Raw genomic sequence first — 19,822 nt, 5'->3', positions numbered from 1 at the left:
CGGCGTGCGGGGGGTTGAGGAGGCGTCGGCGTCAGCCGAGTACGGCCAGCGCGTCGATCTCGATGAGGAGCCCCGCCGGCAGACCGACGTACACCGTCGTGCGCGCGGCGGGCGGCTGGGTCAGCCCCTGCTCCTCGAAGTAGGTGTTGTAGATGTCGTTCATCTCGGCGAAGTGGGCGACGTCCGTCAGATAGACGCGGATCATCAGGACGTCGTCCCAGGAAGCACCGCCCTCCTCCAGGATCGCCTTGACGTTGGCGAGGGTCTGCAGGGTCTGCTCGCGCAGGGTGGGACCGGCGGGCGTCGGGGGCTGCCCCTCGACCGCGGGGAGGAAGCCGACCTGCCCCGCGACCTGGAGGATGTTCCCCTTCTTCACACCGTGGGAGAACTTCGCGGGCGGGGTGGTGTGGGTCTTCGGGGTGAGCGCGATCTTCTCGGTCATGCGGTGCCTTTCACTGAGGTCCTGCCGGAGTACTCGCCGCTGATGTCGTCCGCCGTACGGCGTACCAGCGGGAGCAGGGTGAGGAGTTCGTCGGCGGTGACGACGACGTTCGGCGCGGAGACCGACATCGCGGCGACGACCCGGCCGTCGGCACCGCGGATCGGCGCGGCCACGCAGTTGATGGACTCCTCGTGGCCACCGAGGTCGGTGGCCCAGCCCTGTTCGCGTACCTTGTCCAACTCCCGCAGGAACGCGGGGGCGTTGGGGGTGGAACGGGCCGTGTACATGGGGTAGTCGAGCTTCTCGGCGAGGGCGCGGCGCTCGTGCTCGGCCAGGTCGGCGAGGAGGAGCTTCGCGACGGCGGCGACGGTGATGGCGACGGGTTTGCCGATCCGCGAGTACATCCGTACGGGGTACCGGCTCTCGACCTTGTCGATGTACAGCACCTCGTTCTCCTCGTACACGGCGAGGTGCACGGTGTGCCCGCAGCTCTCGTTCAGCCGGGCCAGGTGGGGGTGGGCGATCTCGCGGATGTCGAGGTTCTCCATCGCCTCCTGGGCGAGGGCGATCAGGCGGGCGCCGAGGCGGTAGCGCTGGTCGGACTGGCGGTAGACGAGGCCGTGCTCGTGCAGGGTGCGCAGGAGGCGCAGGGCCGTGGACTTGTGGACGCCGAGGCGGTCGGCGACCTGGCCGAGGTCGGCGGGGCCCTCCGCGAGCAGCGGCAGGATGCTGAGTGCGCGGTCGACGGTCTGGCTCATGGCGTACGTACCTCCTCGTCGGCCCGCTCAAAGGCTTGCGTCCAGCCGGGGCCGAGTCGAAGTTTCTCCCACGCGGCGTCGTCGAGGGCGACCAGGCGGTCGGCGTGGTCGCGGGAGGGGGGTGCGGCGAGGTCGCCGGGGGCGGCGAGGGCGGCGGCGGCCCAGAGGTGACCGTGCCGGAGGCGGTCGCGGAGGGGGAGGGCGCGGAGGGTGGCGGAGAGGAAGCCGGCGGCGAAGGCGTCGCCCGCGCCCGTCGCTGCCGCGACCTCGACGTGGAGGGCGGGGACGAAGCTGGTCGGCGCCGCGTCGGCGTCCGGCGCCGGGGCAGCTCCGGTGGCGTGGCCCGGCGTCGGCGGGGTGCCGTCCCGCTGCCCCCACTGCGGGCCGGGAGTCGCACTGGCGGCACGATCGCCCGCGGCTGAGGCGAACACGGTCGCGCCACGGCCCCCGTCCTTCACCACCAACACCGGCGGTTCCGGCAGCGCCTCCCGGATCGACTCCGGACCTCCCGTAACCCCCCACGCCTCCTCCGCCTCGTCAACGCCCACGAACACGATGTCCGCCCCGCGTGCCAGCTCCAGCAGCACCAGCGGACCGTCGGCGTCCTGCCACAGGCCTGCCCGGTGGTTCACGTCGAAGGAGACCAGCGGGCGGCCCTCGTCCGGAGCGGTCAGCTGTCGCAGCAGCCCGAGGCACCCCTTGGACAGCGCCGCCGTGATCCCCGACAGATGCAGCACCCGCCCCGAACGCACCGCCTCCGGCTGCACGTTCTCCACGGACATCGCCGACGCCGCCGACCCCGTCCGGTAGTACGCCACCTCGTGCGCGTCCGTCGCCCTGTCCCCGGCCGTGCGGAAGTACACGCCCGTCGGCCGCACCGGATCCCGGCGTACGGCCGAGACGTCGACGCCGTACCCGCCGATCGCCTCCACCAAGTGGTCGCCGAACCCGTCCGCCCCCACCCGGCTCACCCACCGCACAGAGTGTCCGGCGGCGGCGAGCCCGCACGCGACATTGGACTCCGCGCCCCCGATCCCCCGCTCGAACGACGGCACGTCGGCGAGGCGCCCCGGCCGCGTGGGCAGGAACGTGACCATGGACTCGCCGAGCGCGACAACGTCGACGACGTCGAGGGCATTGCAGGGTCCGGTGGCAGTCACGATGGTCGTAGCTCCTCGGCGGTTGCGCGGGACGCGGCTGTCGTTGACCCCGCGTTGGCCGAGATGTTAGACAGCGGTAAGCGATATACGCAATGGACGTTGCAGAGAATGCAACCGCCCAGATCAGGGAGGCTCCATGAGCAACGAGGCGCTCGTCCGACTGGCCGAGGAACGCGTCGATCACCGCTTCAAGGGCCTCCCCCCGGACGCCGACGGCCTGACCGTCGCCGAGTTGGCCGCCCAGCGCCGCAACCTCTTCACCGGCGGCTTCGCCACCCCCGTCCTCGCGCTCTCCGCCGAGCGCCTGGAGCACAACCTCGACCTCATGGAGACGTACGCGGTCCGCCACGGCCTCGCCTTCGCCCCGCACGGCAAGACCTCCATGGCCCCCCAGCTGTTCCAGCGGCAGATCGAGCACGGCGCGTGGGGCATCACGCTCGCGGTGCCGCACCAGGTCCGGGTGGCGCGGGCGTACGGAACCCGGCGGATCTTCCTCGCCAACGAGCTCGTGGACCCGGCGGCCCTGCGCTGGATCGCCGGCGAGCTGGCGGCCGACCCCGACTTCCGCCTCATCTGCTACGTCGACTCCGTGCGCGGCGTGCAGCAGATGGACGCCGCGCTGCGCGACGCCGGGACCACCCGCCCGCTGGACGTGGTGGTCGAGCCCGCGGCCGGCGAGGGTGCCCGTACCGGCGTCCGTACGGAGGCGGAGTGCGTTGCCGTCGCGGACGCGGTGGCGGACGTGTCGACGCTACGACTGGTCGGCGTCGCCGGGTACGAGGGCGAGGTCCCGCAGGCGAACCCCGAGCGGGTGCGGGCGTGGCTGCGCCGACTGGTCTCGCTGGCCGCCGAATTCGACAAGGCGGGCCGTTTCACGGGGCTCGAGGAGATCGTCGTCAGCGCGGGCGGCAGCGCGTGGTTCGACGCGGTGGCGGACGTGTTCGCGCAGATCCCCGAACTCTCCCTTCCGGTGCTGAAGTTGCTGCGCTCGGGCGCGTACGTCTCGCATGACGACGGCCACTACCGCAAGCTGACCCCGTTCAACCGGGTCCCGCAGGAGGGCGCCCTCGAACCCGCCTTCCGCCTCTGGGCCCAGGTCGTCTCCCGCCCCTCCCCCGACCAGGCCTTCGTCAACGCGGGCAAGCGGGACGCGGCGTACGACCTCGACCTGCCCTTCGCCCAGGTGGTCCGCCGGGACGGCGCCGAGCGCCCGGCCACCGGCATCTCGGTGACCGCCCTGTCCGACCAGCACGCGTGGCTGCGGACGTCCGAGGAGGCGGACCTGGAGGTCGGGGACTGGCTCGGCATGGGGCTGTCCCACCCGTGCACGTCGTTCGACAAGTGGCAGCTGATTCCGGTCGCGCAGGCGGACGGGACGGTCGTCGACTACATCCGCACGTTCTTCTAGTCCATCCGCACGTTCTTCGAGGAGGTACGTCCATGGAGGACCTGGTCATTCGGGACGCGGACGTCGTGGACGGCAGCGGCGCCGCGTCGTACCGCGCCGATGTGGTCGTGAACGACGGCAGGATCGTGTCGATCGTCCAGGAGGCCGCGGCGGCCGGCTGCCAACGCCCAAAGGCGCGACGGGAACTGGACGCGGAGGGACTCGTCCTCTCCCCCGGCTTCATCGACATGCACGCCCACAGCGACCTGGCGCTGCTCCGCGACCCCGACCACAGCGCCAAGGCCGCACAGGGCGTCACCCTTGAGGTCATCGGCCAGGACGGCCTGTCGTACGCCCCGGTCGACGACCGCACCCTCGCCGAGGTCCGCCGCGCGATCACCGGCTGGAACGGCTCCGGCGACGACATCGACTTCGACTGGCGGACGGTCGGCGAGTACCTGGACCGCCTCGACTCCGGTTTCGAAGGCCGGGGCATCGCGGTGAACGCGGCGTACCTGATCCCCCAGGGCACGGTCCGCGCACTCGCCGTCGGCTGGGAGGACAGGCAGGCGACGCCGGACGAGCTCGACCGGATGCGGCAGTTGGTCGCACAGGGCATGGAGCAGGGCGCGGTCGGCATGTCGTCCGGGCTGACGTACACGCCCGGCATGTACGCCAAGGACGCCGAGCTGACGGAGCTGTGCCGGGTGGTGGCGTCGTACGGCGGCTACTACTGCCCGCACCACCGCTCCTACGGGGCGGGGGCCCTGGAGGCGTACGAGGAGATGGTGGCCCTGACGAGGGAGGCGGACTGCTCCCTGCACCTGGCCCACGCCACGATGAACTTCGGCGTGAACAAGGGCCGGGCGCCGGAGCTGCTGTCCCTGCTGGACAAGGCGCTGGAGTCCGGGGCCGACATCACTCTCGACACCTACCCCTACACCCCCGGCTGCACGACCCTCGTCGCCATGCTGCCGAGCTGGGCGAGCGAGGGCGGCCCCGAGGCGATCCTGGCCCGGCTGTCGGACGACGCGACGGCCGAGCGCATCCGCCACCACATGGAGGTCATCGGCGCGGACGGCTGCCACGGCGTGCCCATCGAGTGGGACACGATCGAGATCTCGGGCGTGAGCGACCCGGCGCTCGGGGACTTCGTGGGCCGTACGGTCCGGCAGTCGGCGGACGCGCGGGGCGAGGCCCCCTGGGTGACCGCCCGGCGTCTGCTGCTCCAAGACCGGCTGGGCTCGACGATCCTCCAGCACGTGGGCCACGAGGAGAACGTACGGGCGATCATGCGGCACCGCGTCCACACCGGCGGTTCGGACGGCATCCTGCAGGGCACGAAGCCACATCCGAGGGCGTACGGCACGTTCCCGCACTACCTCGGCCGGTACGTGCGGGAGTTGGGGGTCCTGTCCCTGGAGGAGTGTGTGGCCCATCTGACCGCGCGCCCGGCGGCGCGGCTGCGGCTGCCGGACCGGGGGCTGGTCCGCGAGGGCTACCGGGCGGACCTGGTGCTGTTCGACCCGGGGACGGTGGCGGCGGGTTCGACCTTCGAGGAGCCGCGGAGGCTGCCGAGGGGTATTCCGTACGTCCTCGTGGACGGCCGTTTCGTGATCGAGGACGGCCGCAGGACGGACGTACTCGCGGGGCGGGCGGTCCGCAGGACACCAAAGTGATCCACCTCGGTGACCTGAGGACCACCCACCGCACGATGTGGGGCTACGGCTTGGGCAGCACGCACCCGCTCGCACTCAGGTCGAGCTTGTTGTCGACGCCGAAGCACGCGGGGATCTGGTAGATCTCCTGGGCGTAGTTGATGCCCTGGTGGACGGTGACGTTGCCGCTCTCGTCCACCTCGCACGGGTTGTTGACCGTGCAGCGCTCGCCGTCCTCGTTGCCGGTGTTGTTGACGGCGACGACCTTGTTGGTGGCCTGGTCGATGACGGGGGAGCCGGAGGTTCCTCCGATGGTGTTGCAGGCGGAGGTGTAGCGGACCGAGTCCTTGAAGGTCCAGTCGCCTTCCTTGAGGCGGTACGCGAACCCGTCGATGTTGCAGCTGTACAGCCGCTTCCAGTAGCCGGAGGCGACGGTGATGGCGGTGCCCTTGACCGGGTGGGTGTCGGCCACGGTGAGCGGGTTGATGCTGTACGAGCTCTTGATCTGCGCGTACGTCGTGGTGAGTTGGTAGAAGGCGACGTCCGTGTCGGTCATCGTCCCGTAGGCGATCTTGCTGGCACGCAGGGTGCCGGCCCGGTTGCCCGAGGAGTTGAGCAGACTGAAGGTACGGCTGGAGGCCCGGTCGACCACGACCTGGCCGGGGCCGGGCATGCCGGTCTCCAGACAGTGGCCGTTGGTCATCACCAGCGCCGGGTCGTTGTCCTCCGAGTCGGAGAAGCGGACGAGGGAGCCGGAGCAGTTGCTGAGTGCCACGGTGCCCGCGAAGTTGACGGCCTGAACCTTGGGACCGTTCAGGACCTGGTCAAGGGTGTCCGCGGTGGAGGCGACGGTGTCATTGACCACCGACGTGACCGAGCCCGTGTCCACGCTCTTGCCGAAGGACGAGGCCGACTCCACGGGAGCCGCGACCGCGGGTACGGCGCCGGCCCCGGCTATCGCCAGGGCGAGGAGGGCGGCGCCGAGAGGTTTTCTCATGTGGGGGTCCCCTCATACGAAGAGGGGTGACCGAAGAACTTCCGGCCACCCGCATTTTTGTCATGCGCATTGTCACGCACGAGGGGGGTGCGGACAAGGACTTACTTACCGGCGAGTTCAAGTCGTAGGGGTTTCCCTATCACGGGAATTGAAGGGTGCGGCAGATCTGCACGGCGGGGGGCGCAGGAAGTTCACCGGAGGGCGATCGGTTCACCACAACCGGCACACTCCGGACTCACCCGGCGTGAGATCCGCGTGCGGGCCACAGTTCAGCCGGACTGCCGGTCACTGCTGCCACTTGGGCCCTTTTGTGCCGCCCTGCCCGTGGCCCGGATTGCCGTTGGCGTTGCCCGGGTCGGTCGGGGTCGGGGATGCAGTGGGTGTGGTGGCGGCCGTGCTGCTCGTGGACGGGGTGGGTGAGGGCTCGTCGGCCTTGTCCGTGGGGTCGCCGGAGGCCGAGGGGCTCGCCGAGGCGGTGGCGGGCTGGGAGCGTGACGGCTCGGTGTCGTCGAACGGACGTACACCGGCCGCCGCGCCGTCGGACGGTTCCGTCGGGTCCGCCGAGTCGTCCGCCGTCGGGCTCGTGCGGTCCCGCTTTCCCTGCGGGTCGCCCGCCGACGACGAGTCGGAGAGGGAGAGCCCGGCTATCACCGCCGCCGACACCGCCCCCACCGCGCCGGCCACCACCGCCGCACGCCGCGAGCGCCAGACGCCGGGCTTGCGGCGCGCACGCCGGCCCGAGCCGCCGGCCCGACGGCCACGTCCCGCAGCCGCACCCGCACCCGCACCCGCACCCGCACCCGCACCCGCACCCGCAGCCAGGCCGACGCCGCCGGCACCCGAGCTCTCGCCCCGGCCGTGGCCGGCGGCCACCTCGCCGCTCACCGGAGGCAGCTCCGCCGTCTCGTCGTACACGTTCTGCCAGCCGTGCGCGGCCGCGGGGTCCGTGTACTCCTCGTACGCGGGGGGTGCCGTCGGCCTCGGGTGGTACACGTTCGGCGGCGCCTGAGGTGGCTCGTTTTCGCGCTCGGGTGGCCTGGACATGACCGCGCATTCTAGAGACGGGAGCGGCCCGTGGCACAGCTACCGGCGATAACAGCTCAAACCCCCGCGTCTCACGTGTCGGAAAACACGGCCCAGGGGGCTTTACCGAGCCGTAAGCTCCTTGACATGCAGGTGATCCAGTCGACGAAGCTCGCCAACGTCTGTTACGAGATCCGGGGCCCGGTGCTCGAGGAGGCGATGCGGCTCGAGTCGGCAGGGCATCGGATCCTCAAGCTGAACACCGGAAACCCGGCCGCGTTCGGCTTCGAGTGTCCGCCCGAGATCCTGGAGGACGTCCTCCGGAACGTGTCGTCGGCCCACGGGTACGGCGACGCCAAGGGCCTGCTCGCCGCCCGCCGCGCCGTCGTCATGCACAACCAGACCCTCGGCATCGAGACCGACGTCGAGCACGTCTTCATCGGCAACGGCGTCTCCGAGCTGATCGTCATGGCGATGCAGGGGCTGCTCGACGACGGGGACGAGGTGCTGGTCCCGGCGCCCGACTATCCGCTGTGGACCGCCGCGGTCTCCCTGTCCGGCGGCACCGCGGTCCACTACCGGTGCGACGAGCAGTCCGACTGGATGCCCGACCTCGCCGACGTCGAGCGCAAGGTCACCGACCGCACCAAGGCCATCGTCATCATCAACCCCAACAACCCGACGGGGGCCGTGTACGACGAGGCCATGATCCGCGGGCTGACGGACATCGCCCGGCGGCACAACCTCCTCGTCTGCTCCGACGAGATCTACGACAAGATCCTCTACGACGGCGCCACGCACACCCCGACCGCCGCCGTCGCCCCCGACCTGCTCACCCTCACCTTCAACGGCATGTCGAAGGCCTACCGGGTCGCCGGCTACCGGGTGGGATGGATGTCGATCTCGGGCCCGCGCGCCCACGCCGACTCCTACATCGAGGGCCTCACCATCCTCGCGAACATGCGGCTGTGCGCGAACATGCCCGGTCAGCACGGAGTCGTGGCCGCCCTCAGCGGACGGCAGACCATCAACGACCTGGTGCTGCCCGGGGGGCGGCTGAAGGAGCAGGTGGATGTCGCCTACGAGCTGCTGACGCAGATCCCCGGGGTGACGTGCGTGCGGCCGAAGGGAGCGCTGTATCTGTTCCCGCGCCTCGACCCCAAGGTCTTCAAGATCAAGGACGACCGGCAGATGGTCCTCGACCTGCTGCGCCGCGAGAAGATCATGGTCGTCCAGGGCAGCGGCTTCAACTGGCCCGAGCCGGACCACTTCCGGATCGTGACCCTGCCGACGGTCACTGATCTGCGGGACGCGGTGGGGCGGATCGCGCGGTTCCTCGACGGGTACGGCCAGCCCTGACGCTCACACTGCGTGTGCAGGTCGTCCGCTTTTGCGAAGCGCTCAACTTTAGACAGAATCTAAGCTAGGATGGTTTCCTGTCAGCGCACAGGAGGCCATCCCATGTACGAACCGATCCGAACCAAGTCGGTCCACAGCACGATGGCCGGCAACACCACCGACTTCCCCCACCGCTCACGCGAGGAGGAGCTGGACATCCAGCTCGCGGGGCACCTCGGTGCGCTGCTCGCCGTCACGGACGAGCTGCGCGCACCGGCCCCGTCCGGTGACCTCGACACGGCGGCGACTCGGCTCGCCGAGCAGGTGAGCCGACTGCGGGGCGGCGCTTCGCCGGCCCGCGCGGGTGCCTCCGGCGGTGAGGCGAGGCTTGCCGCGCTGCATCGGCGGGCGCATGCGCTTGCCGGGCGGGCGTTGGTGGTTGCTGCGTCTCGTGCGGACACCGCTGCCGCGATCCTCGCCGCCGAGCGCATGGACGCGCACGCTGCCGCGCAGGCCGAGTCGCAGGAGTTGACCGGCGTCGGCTGACACCCCCTGAACGGCCCCGGTCCGCGTGCACCCGCAGCGACGCGCGGACCGGGTGCCACAGCACTGCGTTGGCTTTGGCCGCGTTCGCCGTTTCGCCGTAGGGCTTCTGTCGTGCGGCGGCTGCGGGTTGTCTGTGGCTGGTCGCGCCCACGCGGCGGAGCCGCACATCGACACAGCCCCGCGCCCCTGAAGACAGGGCGTTGCAGGAGCCCCGTGTTGTACCGGGACCGGTGTGACACCTCCCGTTCACCCCGGGCGGCGGGGAACTTTTGATTCCGGGAGCACTCTCCCCTGCGTGAGACGTATCGCAGGGATCGTCCTCGCGGTTCTGCTGATCGGTGGCGTGGTGGCCGCCGTCGTCGCGGGTCGCAGTGATGAGGACAACGGCACGGCAACGAAGACCGTGCAGGGAGTGATCGGATCGGAGAAGGCGGAGTTCTTCGCCGATCCCGACGTGGTGCGGGCCCTCGCCGCCAAGGGCTACACCGTGAAGGCCGAGGCCTCCGGGTCCTGGGCCATGGAGGGGCTGGACCTCAAGGGCTACGACTTCGCCTTCCCGTCCAGTCAGGCGCCCGCGGACGAACTGGCCAAGAAGTACGGCGCACGGCAGCCCTTGCCGCGCCCCTTCTACTCGCCGCTCGTCATCGTGGCCCACCGAGGCGCCGCCGAGGTGCTCGCGGGCAACGGGCTCGCCACCCTCGATCAGCCGAGCCGCGGCACGCTCGACATGGCCGCCTACCTGGACGCCGCCGAGCGCGACCGCACCTGGCAGCAGCTCAAGGGGGCCGAGAAGTACGGCGAGTTGAGCGGGACGCTCTTCATCTCCAGCACCGACCCGGAGTCCTCCAACTCCGGTGCCCTCTACCTCGCCGCCGCCTCCTACGTGGCGAACGGCGGCCGGGTGGTCGCGGGCGAGGCCGACCTCGACCGCACCGAGCCCCTGCTGAAGAAGCTCGTCACCGTCCAGGGCGCCCAGCAGGCCGGCTCGGACGCGGTCTTCCGGGACTTCGTCAGCGGGGTGGGCAACCCGCTGGTCCTGGTCTACGAGTCGCAGGTCGCCTCGCTGCTCGCGGACGGGCAGAAGCCCGGCGACCTGGTCGTGCTCTACCCGGACACCACGGTCAACAGCGACCACACCGTCGTACCGCTCACCGACGACGGCAAGGCGCTCGCCGAACTCCTCTCCGCCGACCCGGAGTTGCGCAGGCTGGCCCTTCGGCACGGGTTTCGGCCGCAGGGCGCCGCCGCCGAGTTCGCCTCGGCCACCACCTACCTCAAGCAGGAACTGACCGGCGTCCGGCAGGCGCCCGTGCCCACCTCCGCGGTGCTGCACGAGATGGCGCGCCGGGCACGCGGATAACGGGGGAAACATCTGTGAACAACGACGACACCTTCACGCTCACCCCGCCCGAGGCCGTGGCGCCCGTACCGCGGGAGAAGGCGGGCGGGCTCGTGCCCGTCGACGACGCCGTCCGTACCGACATGGCCAACAAGGCCTCCGCCTATGTCGAGGGGCTCGCGGCGCTCGACGCCCGCTCCCCCGAGTTCGCCGGCAAGGTCGGCGAGATCACCGCCCTCGGCGCCGGTGAGATGCGTACCGCCGCCGCCCAGTCCAACCGCATGCTGGAGCGGACCGTCAGGAGCCTGCCGGACCAGGGCGGGGACGCCCAGTCGCAGGTCGCGGGCTCGCTCGTCGAGCTGCGGAGGGTGGTGGAGGACCTGGATCCGCGGGACCTGCCCGCGTCCAAGGGCCGCAGGTTCCTGTCCCGGCTCCCTGGCGGCAACAAGCTGCGCGACCACGTCGCCAAGTACGCCTCCGCGCAGGGGACCCTGAACAAGATCGTGGGATCCCTGCGGGGTGGGCAGGACGAGCTGCGGCGGGACAACGCCGCACTGCAGACGGAGCGGGTGCGCCTGTGGGAGACCATGGGCAAGCTCCAGGAGTACGTCGTCCTGACCGAGGCCCTGGACTCCGCCGTCGAGCAGCACATCGCCGGGTTCGACGTGAGCGACCCGCAGCAGGCGGACTCCCTCCGGGCCGACGTGCTCTTTCCGGTCCGGCAGAAGCACCAGGACCTGCTCACCCAGCTCGCGGTGTGCGCGCAGGGCTACCTCGCCATGGACGTCGTACGACGCAACAACGAGGAGCTGATCAAGGGCGTCGACCGGGCGGCCACGACCACCGTCTCGGCGCTGCGGATCTCCGTGATGCTGGCGTCCGCGCTCGACAACCAGAAGAAGGTCATCGAGCAGGTCAACGCCCTGCGGGGCACCACCGAGGACCTCATCCGGGGCAATGCCGAGATGCTCGCCACGCAGAGCGGGGAGATCCAGCGCATCGCCGCCGACCCGGCCGTTGGCGCCGAGACCCTGCGCTCGGCCTTCCAGCAGATCTACCGCACGCTCGACGCCATCGACACCTACAAGGTGCAGGCGACCGAGGTGATGGCGACGACGGTGGAGAACCTCACCGCCGAACTGCGGCACGCGAGCACCTACTTGGAGCGCAGCCGCTCGCAGGGCGCGCTGGAGGGTGGGCTCGGATGAGAGCACGACTGCTCGCCCCCGCGCTGGCCGCGCTGACCCTGCTGACGGCCTGCACCTCGCGGCAGGCCGACGACGGCCCGGACCCGAACGCCCCACGGCCCGGCACCCTACGTGTCCTCGCCTCCAGCGAGCTCAGTGACATGACCCCGGTGCTCGACCGGATCGCCGACGCCACCGGCATCAAGGTCCGGCCCACTTACATGGGCACCCTCGACGCCGTGGAGCTGCTGGCGAAGGGCAAGGCGGACGGGCGGTACGACGCCCTGTGGCTGTCCTCCAACGACTACCTGCGCCTGCGGCCCGACGCGTCGAAGAAGGTCGTGTCCGAGACGCCGGTCATGTCGAGCCCGGTGGCCGTCGGGGTCAGGTCCACGGCACTCGGCAGGCTCGGCTGGAAGCCGGACGCTGTCACCTGGGCGCAGATCGAGCAGGCCGTCCAGGACGGAGACCTGACGTACGGCATGACCGACCCGGCCCGCTCCAACTCCGGCTTCGCCACCCTCGTCTCGGTCGCCTCGGCCCTCTCGGGCGCCCAGTCCGCGCTCACCGACGCGGACGTCGGCAAGGCCACGCCCCGGCTGAAGGAGTTCTTCCAGGGGCAGAAGCTGACGTCGGGGTCGTCGGGCTGGCTGGCGACGGCGTACCGGCGGCGCGGCGACGTCGACGCCCTGCTCAACTACGAGTCCGTCCTCAAGGGCATCCCGGGCCTGACCGTGATCCGCCCCACCGACGGTGTCGTCACCGCCGACTACCCGCTCTCCTCCCTCGCCTCGACGAGCGCCGCGACCCGCGAGGACGTCCGCCGCCTCACCGAGGCCCTGCGCACCGAGGACGTCCAGCGGCTGATCACCGAGCGCACCCATCGCCGCCCGGTCGTCGCCTCCGTCCCGCCCGCGCCCGGCCTCGACAACGGCCGGCGGCGCGAACTGCCCTTCCCGGGCAGCCGTTCCGTCGCCGACGGCCTGCTCGACTCGTATGAGAACGAGCTGCGCCGCCCGTCCAGGACGGTCTACGTCCTCGACACCTCGGGCTCGATGGAGGGTGACCGCCTGGCACAGCTGAAGCGGGCGCTCGCCGACCTCACCGGCGACTTCCGCGAGCGCGAGGAGGTCACGCTGATGCCCTTCGGGTCGGACGTGAAGAGCGTGCGCACGCATGTCGTGGAGCCGGCCCGCCCGAAGAGGGGGCTCGACGCCATCCGTGCGGACACCGACGCGCTCACCGCCGAGGGGGACACCGCGATCTACACCTCCCTGGAGAAGGCGTACGAGCATCTGGGCGCCGGACGGTCCCAGGACACGTTCACGTCGGTCGTGCTGATGACGGACGGCGAGAACACCACCGGCGCCGAGGCGGCGGACTTCGACGCCTTGTACGCCGGGCTCGACCGCGACCGGCGTAAGACGCCCGTCTTCCCCATCCTCTTCGGCGACTCCGACCGGTCCGAGCTGGAGCACATCGCCGAGCTGACCGGCGGCCGCCTCTTCGACGCCCAGGAGGGCTCGCTGGACGGTGCCTTCGAGGAGATCCGTGGCTACCAATAGGGCGGTTGCCGGTAAGGCGGTGGCGTACCTGGAGTCCCGCAAGAACATCGCCGGGAGCGTCTTCGGGTTGGTCGGGCTGGTACTGACCTTCACGGGGGTGGCGGGACCGTACTGGCCCGTCGTGGTCGCGGGCCTGTACGGCGCGGGCGCGCTGATCGCCCCGCCGGAGCGGCCCGCACTGCCCGACTTCCCGGATCCGTCGGCCCAACTGGACGAACTGCGGGGCGACTTCGAGAGGCTGCGCGGCTATCTGACGGACGTCGAGCTGTCGGTCACGGCCGCCGCGCGGCTGCGTGAACTCACCGAGCTGCTGGCCGCGTTGCTGGACCGGGGCTGGGTGGCCGAGCTGCTCGCGCGGGACCCGGAGGGCGTGCACGTGCTCTCCCGGATCGTGCGGCGCGATCTTCCCGAGGCCGTCGACAGCTTCGTACGGACGCGGTGGTGGACGCGGATGTCGCCCGGCACCCAGTCGCCCGAGCTGCATCTGGAGCGGCAGCTCGGCCTGTTGAAGAAGGACGCCGAGCGCCTGGCGGCGGGCCTGCGCGAGGTGGAGGCGCGCCGCCAGGAGTCCCACACCCGGTATCTGGAGGACCGGGGCGGGAGCGCGGGCGGATTCACCGCCTGACGTACACCGCCGCCGAGGCGGACGACGCGCTGTGCAGGTCGTTGATCGTGAAGGTGCCGTCGGCGGCGACCGTCCCCGACGACAGCGTGCCGGTGCCCATCCGGTCGGCCCGGGTGACCTTATCGCCGGGGGCTGGACGATGTGCGGCCAGTACTGGCCGGCCGGTCGCGTTGGTGGTCACCGCGAAGAGCCGGGAGCCGTCCGCCGACCACTCCATGCCGCGGGGGGTCGGCGGGCTGCACCAGCAGGTCGGGCGTGGCGCCGGTGGCCGCCGCCCACAGAAGCAGAGCGGGCCGGACACAGGCGAGGGCCCGTCGTCGCGCGTCCGTCGGGGCGGACGGGGCGCGACGACAGGCCCAGAGCCCCGCACGCCGTTGTACGGAACTTCGCCGGTCTGTGGTGCTGTCACCGCGGCCGGCCGTGACGATGTTGCTGGTCAGGGCACACTCGGAGCCGGCCGCGGCGTCTTGGGGGGCCTTCTCAGCCCAGGCGCTGCACCAGCGCGTGGTACTCGTCCCACAGCTCCTTCGGCGTGTGGTCACCGAAGGTGTTGAGGTGGTCGGGGACGAGCGCGGCCTCCTCGCGCCAGACCTCCTTGTCGACGGTGAGGAGGAACTCGAGGTCGGAGTCGGCCAGTTCGAGGCCGTTCGTGTCCAGGGCTCCCTTGGCCGGCAGGATGCCGATCGGGGTCTCGACGCCCTCGGCCTTGCCGTCGAGGCGGTCGACGATCCACTTCAGGACGCGGCTGTTCTCGCCGAAGCCGGGCCAGACGAACTTGCCCTCGTCGTTCTTGCGGAACCAGTTGACGTAGTAGATCTTCGGCAGCTTGGCCTGGTCCTTGCCCTTGGCGACATCGACCCAGTGGCCCATGTAGTCACCCATGTTGTAGCCGCAGAACGGCAGCATGGCGAAGGGGTCGCGGCGCAGCTCGCCGACCTTGCCCTCGGCGGGGGCGGTCTTCTCGCTCGCCACGTTGGCGCCGAGGAACACGCCGTGGTTCCAGTCGAAGGACTCCGTCACCAGCGGTACTGCGGTGGCGCGGCGCCCGCCGAAGAGGATCGCCGAGATCGGCACGCCCTTGGGGTCCTCCCACTCGGGCGCGATGATCGGGCACTGCGAGGCGGGGACGGTGAAGCGGGCGTTGGGGTGGGCGGCCGGCGTCTCGCTGCCCGGCGTCCAGTCGTTGCCCTTCCAGTCGGTGAGGTGGGCCGGAGTCTCCTCCGTCATGCCCTCCCACCAGATGTCGTTGTCGTCCGTCAGCGCCACGTTGGTGAAGACCGAGTTGCCCCACAGCGTCTTCATCGCGTTGGCGTTGGTGTGCTCACCGGTGCCGGGCGCGACGCCGAAGAAGCCGGCCTCGGGGTTGATGGCGTACAGGCGGCCGTCCTCGCCGAAGCGCATCCAGGCGATGTCGTCGCCGATCGTCTCGACGGTCCAGCCGGAGATCGTGGGCTCCAGCATGGCGAGGTTCGTCTTGCCGCAGGCGCTCGGGAAGGCGGCGGCGACGTACTTGGACTCGCCCTGCGGCGGGGTGAGTTTCAGGATCAGCATGTGCTCGGCGAGCCAGCCCTCGTCGCGAGCCATGACGGAGGCGATGCGCAGGGCGTAGCACTTCTTGCCGAGCAGGGCGTTGCCGCCGTAGCCGGAGCCGTAGGACCAGATCTCGCGGCTTTCCGGGAAGTGCGAGATGTACTTGGTCCGGTTGCAGGGCCAGGGGACGTCCTCCTGGCCTTCCTCCAACGGGGCGCCCACGGAGTGCACGGCCTTCACGAAGAAGCCGTCCTCTCCGAGCTCGTCGAGGACGGCCTGACCCATGCGGGTCATGGTGCGCATGGAGACGGCGACGTAGGCGGAGTCGGTGATCTCGACGCCGATCGCGGAGAGCTTCGAGCCGAGCGGGCCCATGCAGAACGGGACGACGTACATGGTCCGGCCGCGCATCGAGCCGCGGAAGACGCCCTTCTCGCCGGAGAAGACCTCACGCATCTCGGCGGGGTCCATCCAGTGGTTCGTCGGCCCCGCGTCCTGCTCCTTCTCGGAGCAGATGAAGGTCCGGTCCTCGACGCGCGCGACGTCGGTCGGGTCGGAGGCCGCGTAGTACGAGTTGGGGCGCTTGATCGGGTCGAGCTTCTTGAAGGTGCCCTTCTCGACGAGCTCCGCGCTCAGACGGTCGTACTCGGCCTCGGATCCGTCACACCAGACCACGCTGTCCGGCTGCGTCAGTTCGGCGATCTCGTTGACCCACGAGATCAGCTCCTGGTGGTTTGTGGGGACGACGGGGGGAGCCGCGATGTCGCGCGCCACGGTTGCTCCTAAGTGAGGGATTTTGTCCTGAATATGCCCTTGTGTGCCCCGTGGGGGCCACGACCCGGATGCTTCGCGGACCCGACCTGCTGTCCCGGTCTTCCGCGCTCATCCGGTGCCGACCGCACTCATTTGATCATCCGACGCGTCCGCCCATATGTCCAGAGGGCGTCACAGGTGAGCGGCGTGAGCATCGCCACTCATCCAGATGTTTTCGATGCGTCACCACGGCTTCACCCCAGGTGCGCCCGTTCCGGGTACCCCATGAGACGATGGCCACTTCCGGGCCCCCATCTCGGCGCCCTGATACGTAACTTACGGTTCCGTAGGTACGATGCCCTCCATGACTGCGCCCGTCCCCGACGCGCAACCGGACACGGCGGCCGCCGGCCGCGGTTCGGCCGCGCCTTCCCTGCCTCAACAGATCGCGCACCACGCCCAGCAGCTGACGGACGAGATCAAGCCCAAGCTCCGCGGCTGGCTGCACCTCGGCATGTTCCCGGCCGCACTGATCGCGGGCCTGGTGCTCACCGCCCTCGCCGACTCCCCCAGAGGCCGGCTCGCCTGCGGGATCTTCGCCCTCACCGCCTGCCTGCTGTTCGGCGTGAGCGCGCTGTACCACCGGGGCAACTGGAGCCCGCGCATGGACGGCTTCCTGCGCCGGCTGGATCACGCCAACATCTTCCTGATCATCGCGGGCACCTACACCCCGCTGACGATGCTGCTCCTGCCGGGGTCCAAGGGTCAGTGGCTGCTGTGGGGCATCTGGGCCGCCGCCGCGGCGGGCATCATCTTCCGCGTGTTCTGGGTCGGCGCCCCGCGCTGGCTCTACACCCCCTGCTACATCGCGATGGGCTGGGCGGCCGTCTTCTTCCTGCCGGACTTCATGCGCACCGGCGGCATCGCCGTACTGGTCCTGGTCATCGTCGGCGGCCTCCTCTACAGCGCGGGCGGCGTGATCTACGGCATCAAGCGCCCGAACCCGTCACCGCGCTGGTTCGGCTTCCACGAGGTCTTCCACTCCTTCACGCTGGCGGCGTTCATCACGCACTACGTGGGGATCTCGCTGGTGGCGTACCAGCACGGATAGCCCCGCGCAGCACCCTTTCCCCATCAGGGCCACGGCTTTCGAGCCGTGGCCCTTTTGCATGCCGACAGCAGACCCCCATTGACAGTCACTAGATTTCGAGAGTCACCCTCATTTCACGGACACTGTCACTCCGGATCCTCGCCGTTGGTGGGCCCTGGCCGCCCTGGTCGCCCTGGTCGCCCTGGTCGCCCTGGTCGCCCTGGTCGCCAGCATGCGGCTCGGGGTCCCCCCAGGCGTTTAGCACGGGGGGGGAGGACGATGGCGGACGCGTACGTCGTCGTCTTCGCCGCGCTGATGCTGCCCGCAGGCCTGCTCGGCGACCGGTTCGGGCGGCGGCTGATGCTGATCACCGGGCTCGGCGTCCGTCTTCCTCGCCGGATCACTGGTCGGCGCACTCGCCGACGACGTGAACGCTGCTGAACCACTTCTGGTGGGGATCGGTCTTCCTGATCAACGTCCCGATGGCCGCCATCGGTATCGCCGCCTGCGTCTTCCTGCTCCCGGAGACGAAGGACCCCGCATCCCCGAAGGTCGACGCCCTCTCCACCCGCGCTCGCCGTGACCGGTCTCGGAGCCCTCGTCTACGCGATCATCGAAGCCCCCACCCGGGTCAGGCCGGCGGTGCGATCGGTATCGCGCTGCTCGGCAGCCTGCTCGCGGGCACCTTCCGGGACCGGCTCGACGTCACCGGGCTGCCCGCGCGGGCCGCCGACACCGCCGGGGTCCGTGGTCGTGGCGCACCTCGTCGCCGAGCGGGCCTGCTCGGCCGAGCTCGCGGCCTCCGCGAACAGCGCCTACGTCCACGGCATGGGCGTGGTCCTGCTGGTGCGCGGGATCGCGGCCCCCGTCTCCGCGCTGCCGGCGGCGGCGGCGTTCCTGCCGGGCACGCCCGATGCGCGTGGGCCCGAGAGGCCGGACATGGCTGCTGAGCGGGCCGATGCCCGACAATGAGCGCCATGACCTCCGCGCACTCCTCTCCCCTGACCGACCGTCCCCAGCTGGGGCTTCGTGAGCGGAAGAAGATCAAGACCCGGACGGCGATCCGCGACGCGACGTACGCGCTGGTCAAGGAACAGGGCTACGACGCCACCACGATCGAGCAGATCGCCGAGCGCGCCGAGGTGTCGCCGTCCACGGTCTTCCGGTACTTCCCGACGAAGGAGGACATCGTCCTCACGGACGAGTACGACCCTCTGATGCTGGAGGAGTTGCGGGCCCGGCCCGCCTCGGAGTCCTGGATGGACTCGGTGCGGTACGTGATGCACAGGGCCATGGACGCGCTGCTGGCCGAGGACCCGGAGGCGGTCCGGACCCGGGCGCACCTGGCGGTCCAGATCCCCGCCGTCCGCGCCCGGATGATCGAGAGCATGTCGGCGACCGGACGCCTGCTGCGGGGCGCCATCGCCGAGCGCCTCGGTCTGGACCCGGAAGCCCTGGAAGTGCGGGTCTACGCGATGTCCCTCGTCGGCGGCCTGATGGAGGTCAACATCGCCTGGGCGGAGAACGACTGCCGGGACGACCTCCGCGAGCTGGTGGACCGGGCCCTGGACGTCATCGAGCACGGCCTCCCCGCGAAAAAGACCTGAGGCACGAGCGCCCGGCCGTGACATCCTGGCCGGGTGAACGGTCCCGAGATCCGTGTCGAGTTCGCCTCCGAGCTGCGCGTCTTCCTCCCCAACGGACGGCGCCAGGACGGTGCCGCCCAGGTCACCACCGACGGCGTCTCGACCCTCGGCCATGTCGTCGAGTCCCTCGGCGTCCCGCTCACCGAGGTCGGCACCCTGGTCGTCGACGGCCGCGAGGTGCCGGTGTCGCACATCCCGGCGGCGGGCGAGTCCGTGACCGTACGGCCCGTCCAGCACCCCCAGCGGGTGCCCGGCGCTCCCCTGCGCTTCCTGCTCGACGTCCACCTAGGCACCCTCGCCCGCCGCCTGCGCCTGCTCGGCGTGGACACGGCGTACGAGTCGACGGACATCGGCGACCCGGCGCTCGCCGCCCGCTCGGCCGCCGAGCAGCGGGTCATGCTCAGCCGTGACCGGGGGCTGCTGCGCCGCCGCGAACTGTGGACCGGCGCGTACATCTACAGCACCCGCCCCGAGGACCAGCTCCGCGAGGTCCTGGACCGGTTCCGCCCCGAGCTGCACCCCTGGACCCGCTGCTCCGCCTGCAACGGCGTGCTCAAGGCCGCCACCAAGGACGAGGTGGCGGACCAGCTGGAGGGCGGGACGCAGCGGTCGTACGACGTCTTCGCACAGTGCACCCAGTGCAAGCGCGCGTACTGGAAGGGCGCGCACCACGAACAGCTGGTGGCCATCGTGGAACGCGCCCTCGCCGACTACGCGAGCTGAAGCGAGCGCTTGCTCACGTGAGGCTGTCGACGCAGTCGCGGACATGCGCCGGGCG

The 19,822-nt window shown here is 70.7% G+C and carries 18 protein-coding genes and 1 pseudogene; 12 read left to right on the top strand and 7 right to left on the bottom strand.

All coding sequences use genetic code 11. The features are described 5' to 3' along the window. Positions 1 to 31: 31 nt before the first annotated feature. The 3 genes from AB5J49_RS30420 to AB5J49_RS30410 are packed head-to-tail and all read right to left on the bottom strand — an operon-like array spanning position 32 to position 2,360. A complete protein-coding gene (locus AB5J49_RS30420) occupies positions 32 to 442 on the bottom strand; it encodes a RidA family protein (protein WP_369172052.1) in 411 nt (136 codons plus the stop codon). Beyond that, complete coding sequence (locus tag AB5J49_RS30415) at positions 439 to 1,200, bottom strand: IclR family transcriptional regulator (protein ID WP_369172050.1); 762 nt, start codon at positions 1,198 to 1,200, stop codon at positions 439 to 441. Before AB5J49_RS30415 ends, AB5J49_RS30420 begins: the two co-directional genes overlap by 4 nt. Continuing rightward, positions 1,197 to 2,360 carry a sugar kinase gene (locus tag AB5J49_RS30410; protein WP_369172048.1) on the bottom strand — a complete coding sequence of 388 codons (1,164 nt, stop codon included), beginning with the start codon at positions 2,358 to 2,360 and terminating at the stop codon, positions 1,197 to 1,199. The genes AB5J49_RS30415 and AB5J49_RS30410 overlap by 4 nt, the downstream gene beginning before the upstream one ends. Before the next feature lie 136 nt (positions 2,361 to 2,496). Between AB5J49_RS30410 and AB5J49_RS30405 the strand changes: the two genes are divergently transcribed. Together AB5J49_RS30405 and AB5J49_RS30400 are read left to right on the top strand one after the other, a co-directional pair. Continuing rightward, positions 2,497 to 3,768, top strand: coding sequence for an amino acid deaminase (locus tag AB5J49_RS30405; RefSeq protein ID WP_369172047.1), 1,272 nt, complete (start codon positions 2,497 to 2,499; stop codon positions 3,766 to 3,768). A gap of 32 nt (positions 3,769 to 3,800) precedes the next feature. Further along, a complete protein-coding gene (locus AB5J49_RS30400) occupies positions 3,801 to 5,426 on the top strand; it encodes an amidohydrolase family protein (RefSeq protein ID WP_369172046.1) in 1,626 nt (541 codons plus the stop codon). 43 nt (positions 5,427 to 5,469) lie between these two features. Here AB5J49_RS30400 and AB5J49_RS30395 read toward each other — a convergent pair whose 3' ends face one another. Further along, complete coding sequence (locus AB5J49_RS30395) at positions 5,470 to 6,402, bottom strand: serine protease (RefSeq protein ID WP_369172045.1); 933 nt, start codon at positions 6,400 to 6,402, stop codon at positions 5,470 to 5,472. A gap of 285 nt (positions 6,403 to 6,687) precedes the next feature. Continuing rightward, positions 6,688 to 7,446, bottom strand: coding sequence for a hypothetical protein (locus AB5J49_RS30390; protein WP_369172044.1), 759 nt, complete (start codon positions 7,444 to 7,446; stop codon positions 6,688 to 6,690). 126 nt (positions 7,447 to 7,572) lie between these two features. On the opposite strand from AB5J49_RS30390, the gene AB5J49_RS30385 reads away from it, so the two are divergent. The 6 genes from AB5J49_RS30385 (at position 7,573) to AB5J49_RS30360 (ending at position 14,025) form a co-directional block, all read left to right on the top strand. Further along, the gene (locus AB5J49_RS30385; protein ID WP_369172043.1) at positions 7,573 to 8,784 is read left to right on the top strand and encodes a pyridoxal phosphate-dependent aminotransferase; all 1,212 of its coding nucleotides are present in this window, start codon (positions 7,573 to 7,575) and stop codon (positions 8,782 to 8,784) included. A 102-nt stretch (positions 8,785 to 8,886) separates the two neighbouring features. Then, positions 8,887 to 9,309 carry a hypothetical protein gene (locus AB5J49_RS30380; RefSeq protein ID WP_369172041.1) on the top strand — a complete coding sequence of 141 codons (423 nt, stop codon included), beginning with the start codon at positions 8,887 to 8,889 and terminating at the stop codon, positions 9,307 to 9,309. A gap of 295 nt (positions 9,310 to 9,604) precedes the next feature. Next, positions 9,605 to 10,669, top strand: coding sequence for a substrate-binding domain-containing protein (locus AB5J49_RS30375; protein WP_369172040.1), 1,065 nt, complete (start codon positions 9,605 to 9,607; stop codon positions 10,667 to 10,669). A gap of 14 nt (positions 10,670 to 10,683) precedes the next feature. After that, positions 10,684 to 11,856, top strand: a complete 1,173-nt coding sequence (locus AB5J49_RS30370) for a toxic anion resistance protein (protein WP_369172039.1) — start codon at positions 10,684 to 10,686, stop codon at positions 11,854 to 11,856. Continuing rightward, on the top strand, positions 11,853 to 13,400 hold the full coding sequence (locus AB5J49_RS30365) for a substrate-binding domain-containing protein (protein WP_369172038.1): 1,548 nt from the start codon (positions 11,853 to 11,855) through the stop codon (positions 13,398 to 13,400). The genes AB5J49_RS30370 and AB5J49_RS30365 overlap by 4 nt, the downstream gene beginning before the upstream one ends. Before the next feature lie 19 nt (positions 13,401 to 13,419). Then, the gene (locus AB5J49_RS30360) at positions 13,420 to 14,025 is read left to right on the top strand and encodes a hypothetical protein (protein ID WP_369175319.1); all 606 of its coding nucleotides are present in this window, start codon (positions 13,420 to 13,422) and stop codon (positions 14,023 to 14,025) included. Here the strand turns inward: AB5J49_RS30360 and AB5J49_RS30355 are convergent. Together AB5J49_RS30355 and AB5J49_RS30350 are read right to left on the bottom strand one after the other, a co-directional pair. Beyond that, on the bottom strand, positions 14,015 to 14,242 hold the full coding sequence (locus AB5J49_RS30355) for a hypothetical protein (protein ID WP_369172037.1): 228 nt from the start codon (positions 14,240 to 14,242) through the stop codon (positions 14,015 to 14,017). The genes AB5J49_RS30360 and AB5J49_RS30355 overlap by 11 nt on opposite strands. Before the next feature lie 263 nt (positions 14,243 to 14,505). Further along, positions 14,506 to 16,329, bottom strand: a complete 1,824-nt coding sequence (locus tag AB5J49_RS30350) for a phosphoenolpyruvate carboxykinase (GTP) (RefSeq protein WP_369172036.1) — start codon at positions 16,327 to 16,329, stop codon at positions 14,506 to 14,508. A 343-nt stretch (positions 16,330 to 16,672) separates the two neighbouring features. Between AB5J49_RS30350 and AB5J49_RS30345 the strand changes: the two genes are divergently transcribed. The 4 genes and pseudogenes from AB5J49_RS30345 (at position 16,673) to AB5J49_RS30330 (ending at position 19,767) form a co-directional block, all read left to right on the top strand. After that, positions 16,673 to 17,419: a hemolysin III family protein gene (locus AB5J49_RS30345; RefSeq protein WP_369172035.1), complete on the top strand. Its 747-nt coding sequence runs from the start codon at positions 16,673 to 16,675 to the stop codon at positions 17,417 to 17,419. A gap of 211 nt (positions 17,420 to 17,630) precedes the next feature. Further along, positions 17,631 to 18,370 (top strand): annotated as a pseudogene (locus AB5J49_RS30340) (hypothetical protein). Positions 18,371 to 18,375: 5 nt separating this feature from the next. Then, complete coding sequence (locus tag AB5J49_RS30335; RefSeq protein WP_369172034.1) at positions 18,376 to 19,005, top strand: TetR/AcrR family transcriptional regulator; 630 nt, start codon at positions 18,376 to 18,378, stop codon at positions 19,003 to 19,005. Between the two features lie 33 nt (positions 19,006 to 19,038). Further along, a complete protein-coding gene (locus AB5J49_RS30330) occupies positions 19,039 to 19,767 on the top strand; it encodes a Mut7-C RNAse domain-containing protein (RefSeq protein WP_369172032.1) in 729 nt (242 codons plus the stop codon). Positions 19,768 to 19,822: the final 55 nt, after the last annotated feature.

This window comes from Streptomyces sp. R28 (assembly GCF_041052385.1).
Classification (GTDB): Bacteria; Actinomycetota; Actinomycetes; order Streptomycetales; family Streptomycetaceae; genus Streptomyces.
This window is presented reverse-complemented; position numbering and strand designations above follow the sequence as displayed.

Excerpts from the sequence above, each read along its gene's own strand:
- AB5J49_RS30420 (WP_369172052.1), bottom strand. The coding sequence starts at position 442 with ATGACCGAGAAGATCGCGCTCACCCCGAAGACCCACACCACCCCGCCC.
- AB5J49_RS30415 (WP_369172050.1), bottom strand. The coding sequence starts at position 1,200 with ATGAGCCAGACCGTCGACCGCGCACTCAGCATCCTGCCGCTGCTCGCG.
- AB5J49_RS30405 (WP_369172047.1), top strand. The coding sequence starts at position 2,497 with ATGAGCAACGAGGCGCTCGTCCGACTGGCCGAGGAACGCGTCGATCAC.
- AB5J49_RS30400 (WP_369172046.1), top strand. The coding sequence starts at position 3,801 with ATGGAGGACCTGGTCATTCGGGACGCGGACGTCGTGGACGGCAGCGGC.
- AB5J49_RS30395 (WP_369172045.1), bottom strand. The coding sequence starts at position 6,402 with ATGAGAAAACCTCTCGGCGCCGCCCTCCTCGCCCTGGCGATAGCCGGG.
- AB5J49_RS30390 (WP_369172044.1), bottom strand. The coding sequence starts at position 7,446 with ATGTCCAGGCCACCCGAGCGCGAAAACGAGCCACCTCAGGCGCCGCCG.
- AB5J49_RS30385 (WP_369172043.1), top strand. The coding sequence starts at position 7,573 with ATGCAGGTGATCCAGTCGACGAAGCTCGCCAACGTCTGTTACGAGATC.
- AB5J49_RS30380 (WP_369172041.1), top strand. The coding sequence starts at position 8,887 with ATGTACGAACCGATCCGAACCAAGTCGGTCCACAGCACGATGGCCGGC.
- AB5J49_RS30365 (WP_369172038.1), top strand. The coding sequence starts at position 11,853 with ATGAGAGCACGACTGCTCGCCCCCGCGCTGGCCGCGCTGACCCTGCTG.
- AB5J49_RS30355 (WP_369172037.1), bottom strand. The coding sequence starts at position 14,242 with ATGGAGTGGTCGGCGGACGGCTCCCGGCTCTTCGCGGTGACCACCAAC.
- AB5J49_RS30345 (WP_369172035.1), top strand. The coding sequence starts at position 16,673 with ATGACTGCGCCCGTCCCCGACGCGCAACCGGACACGGCGGCCGCCGGC.
- AB5J49_RS30335 (WP_369172034.1), top strand. The coding sequence starts at position 18,376 with ATGACCTCCGCGCACTCCTCTCCCCTGACCGACCGTCCCCAGCTGGGG.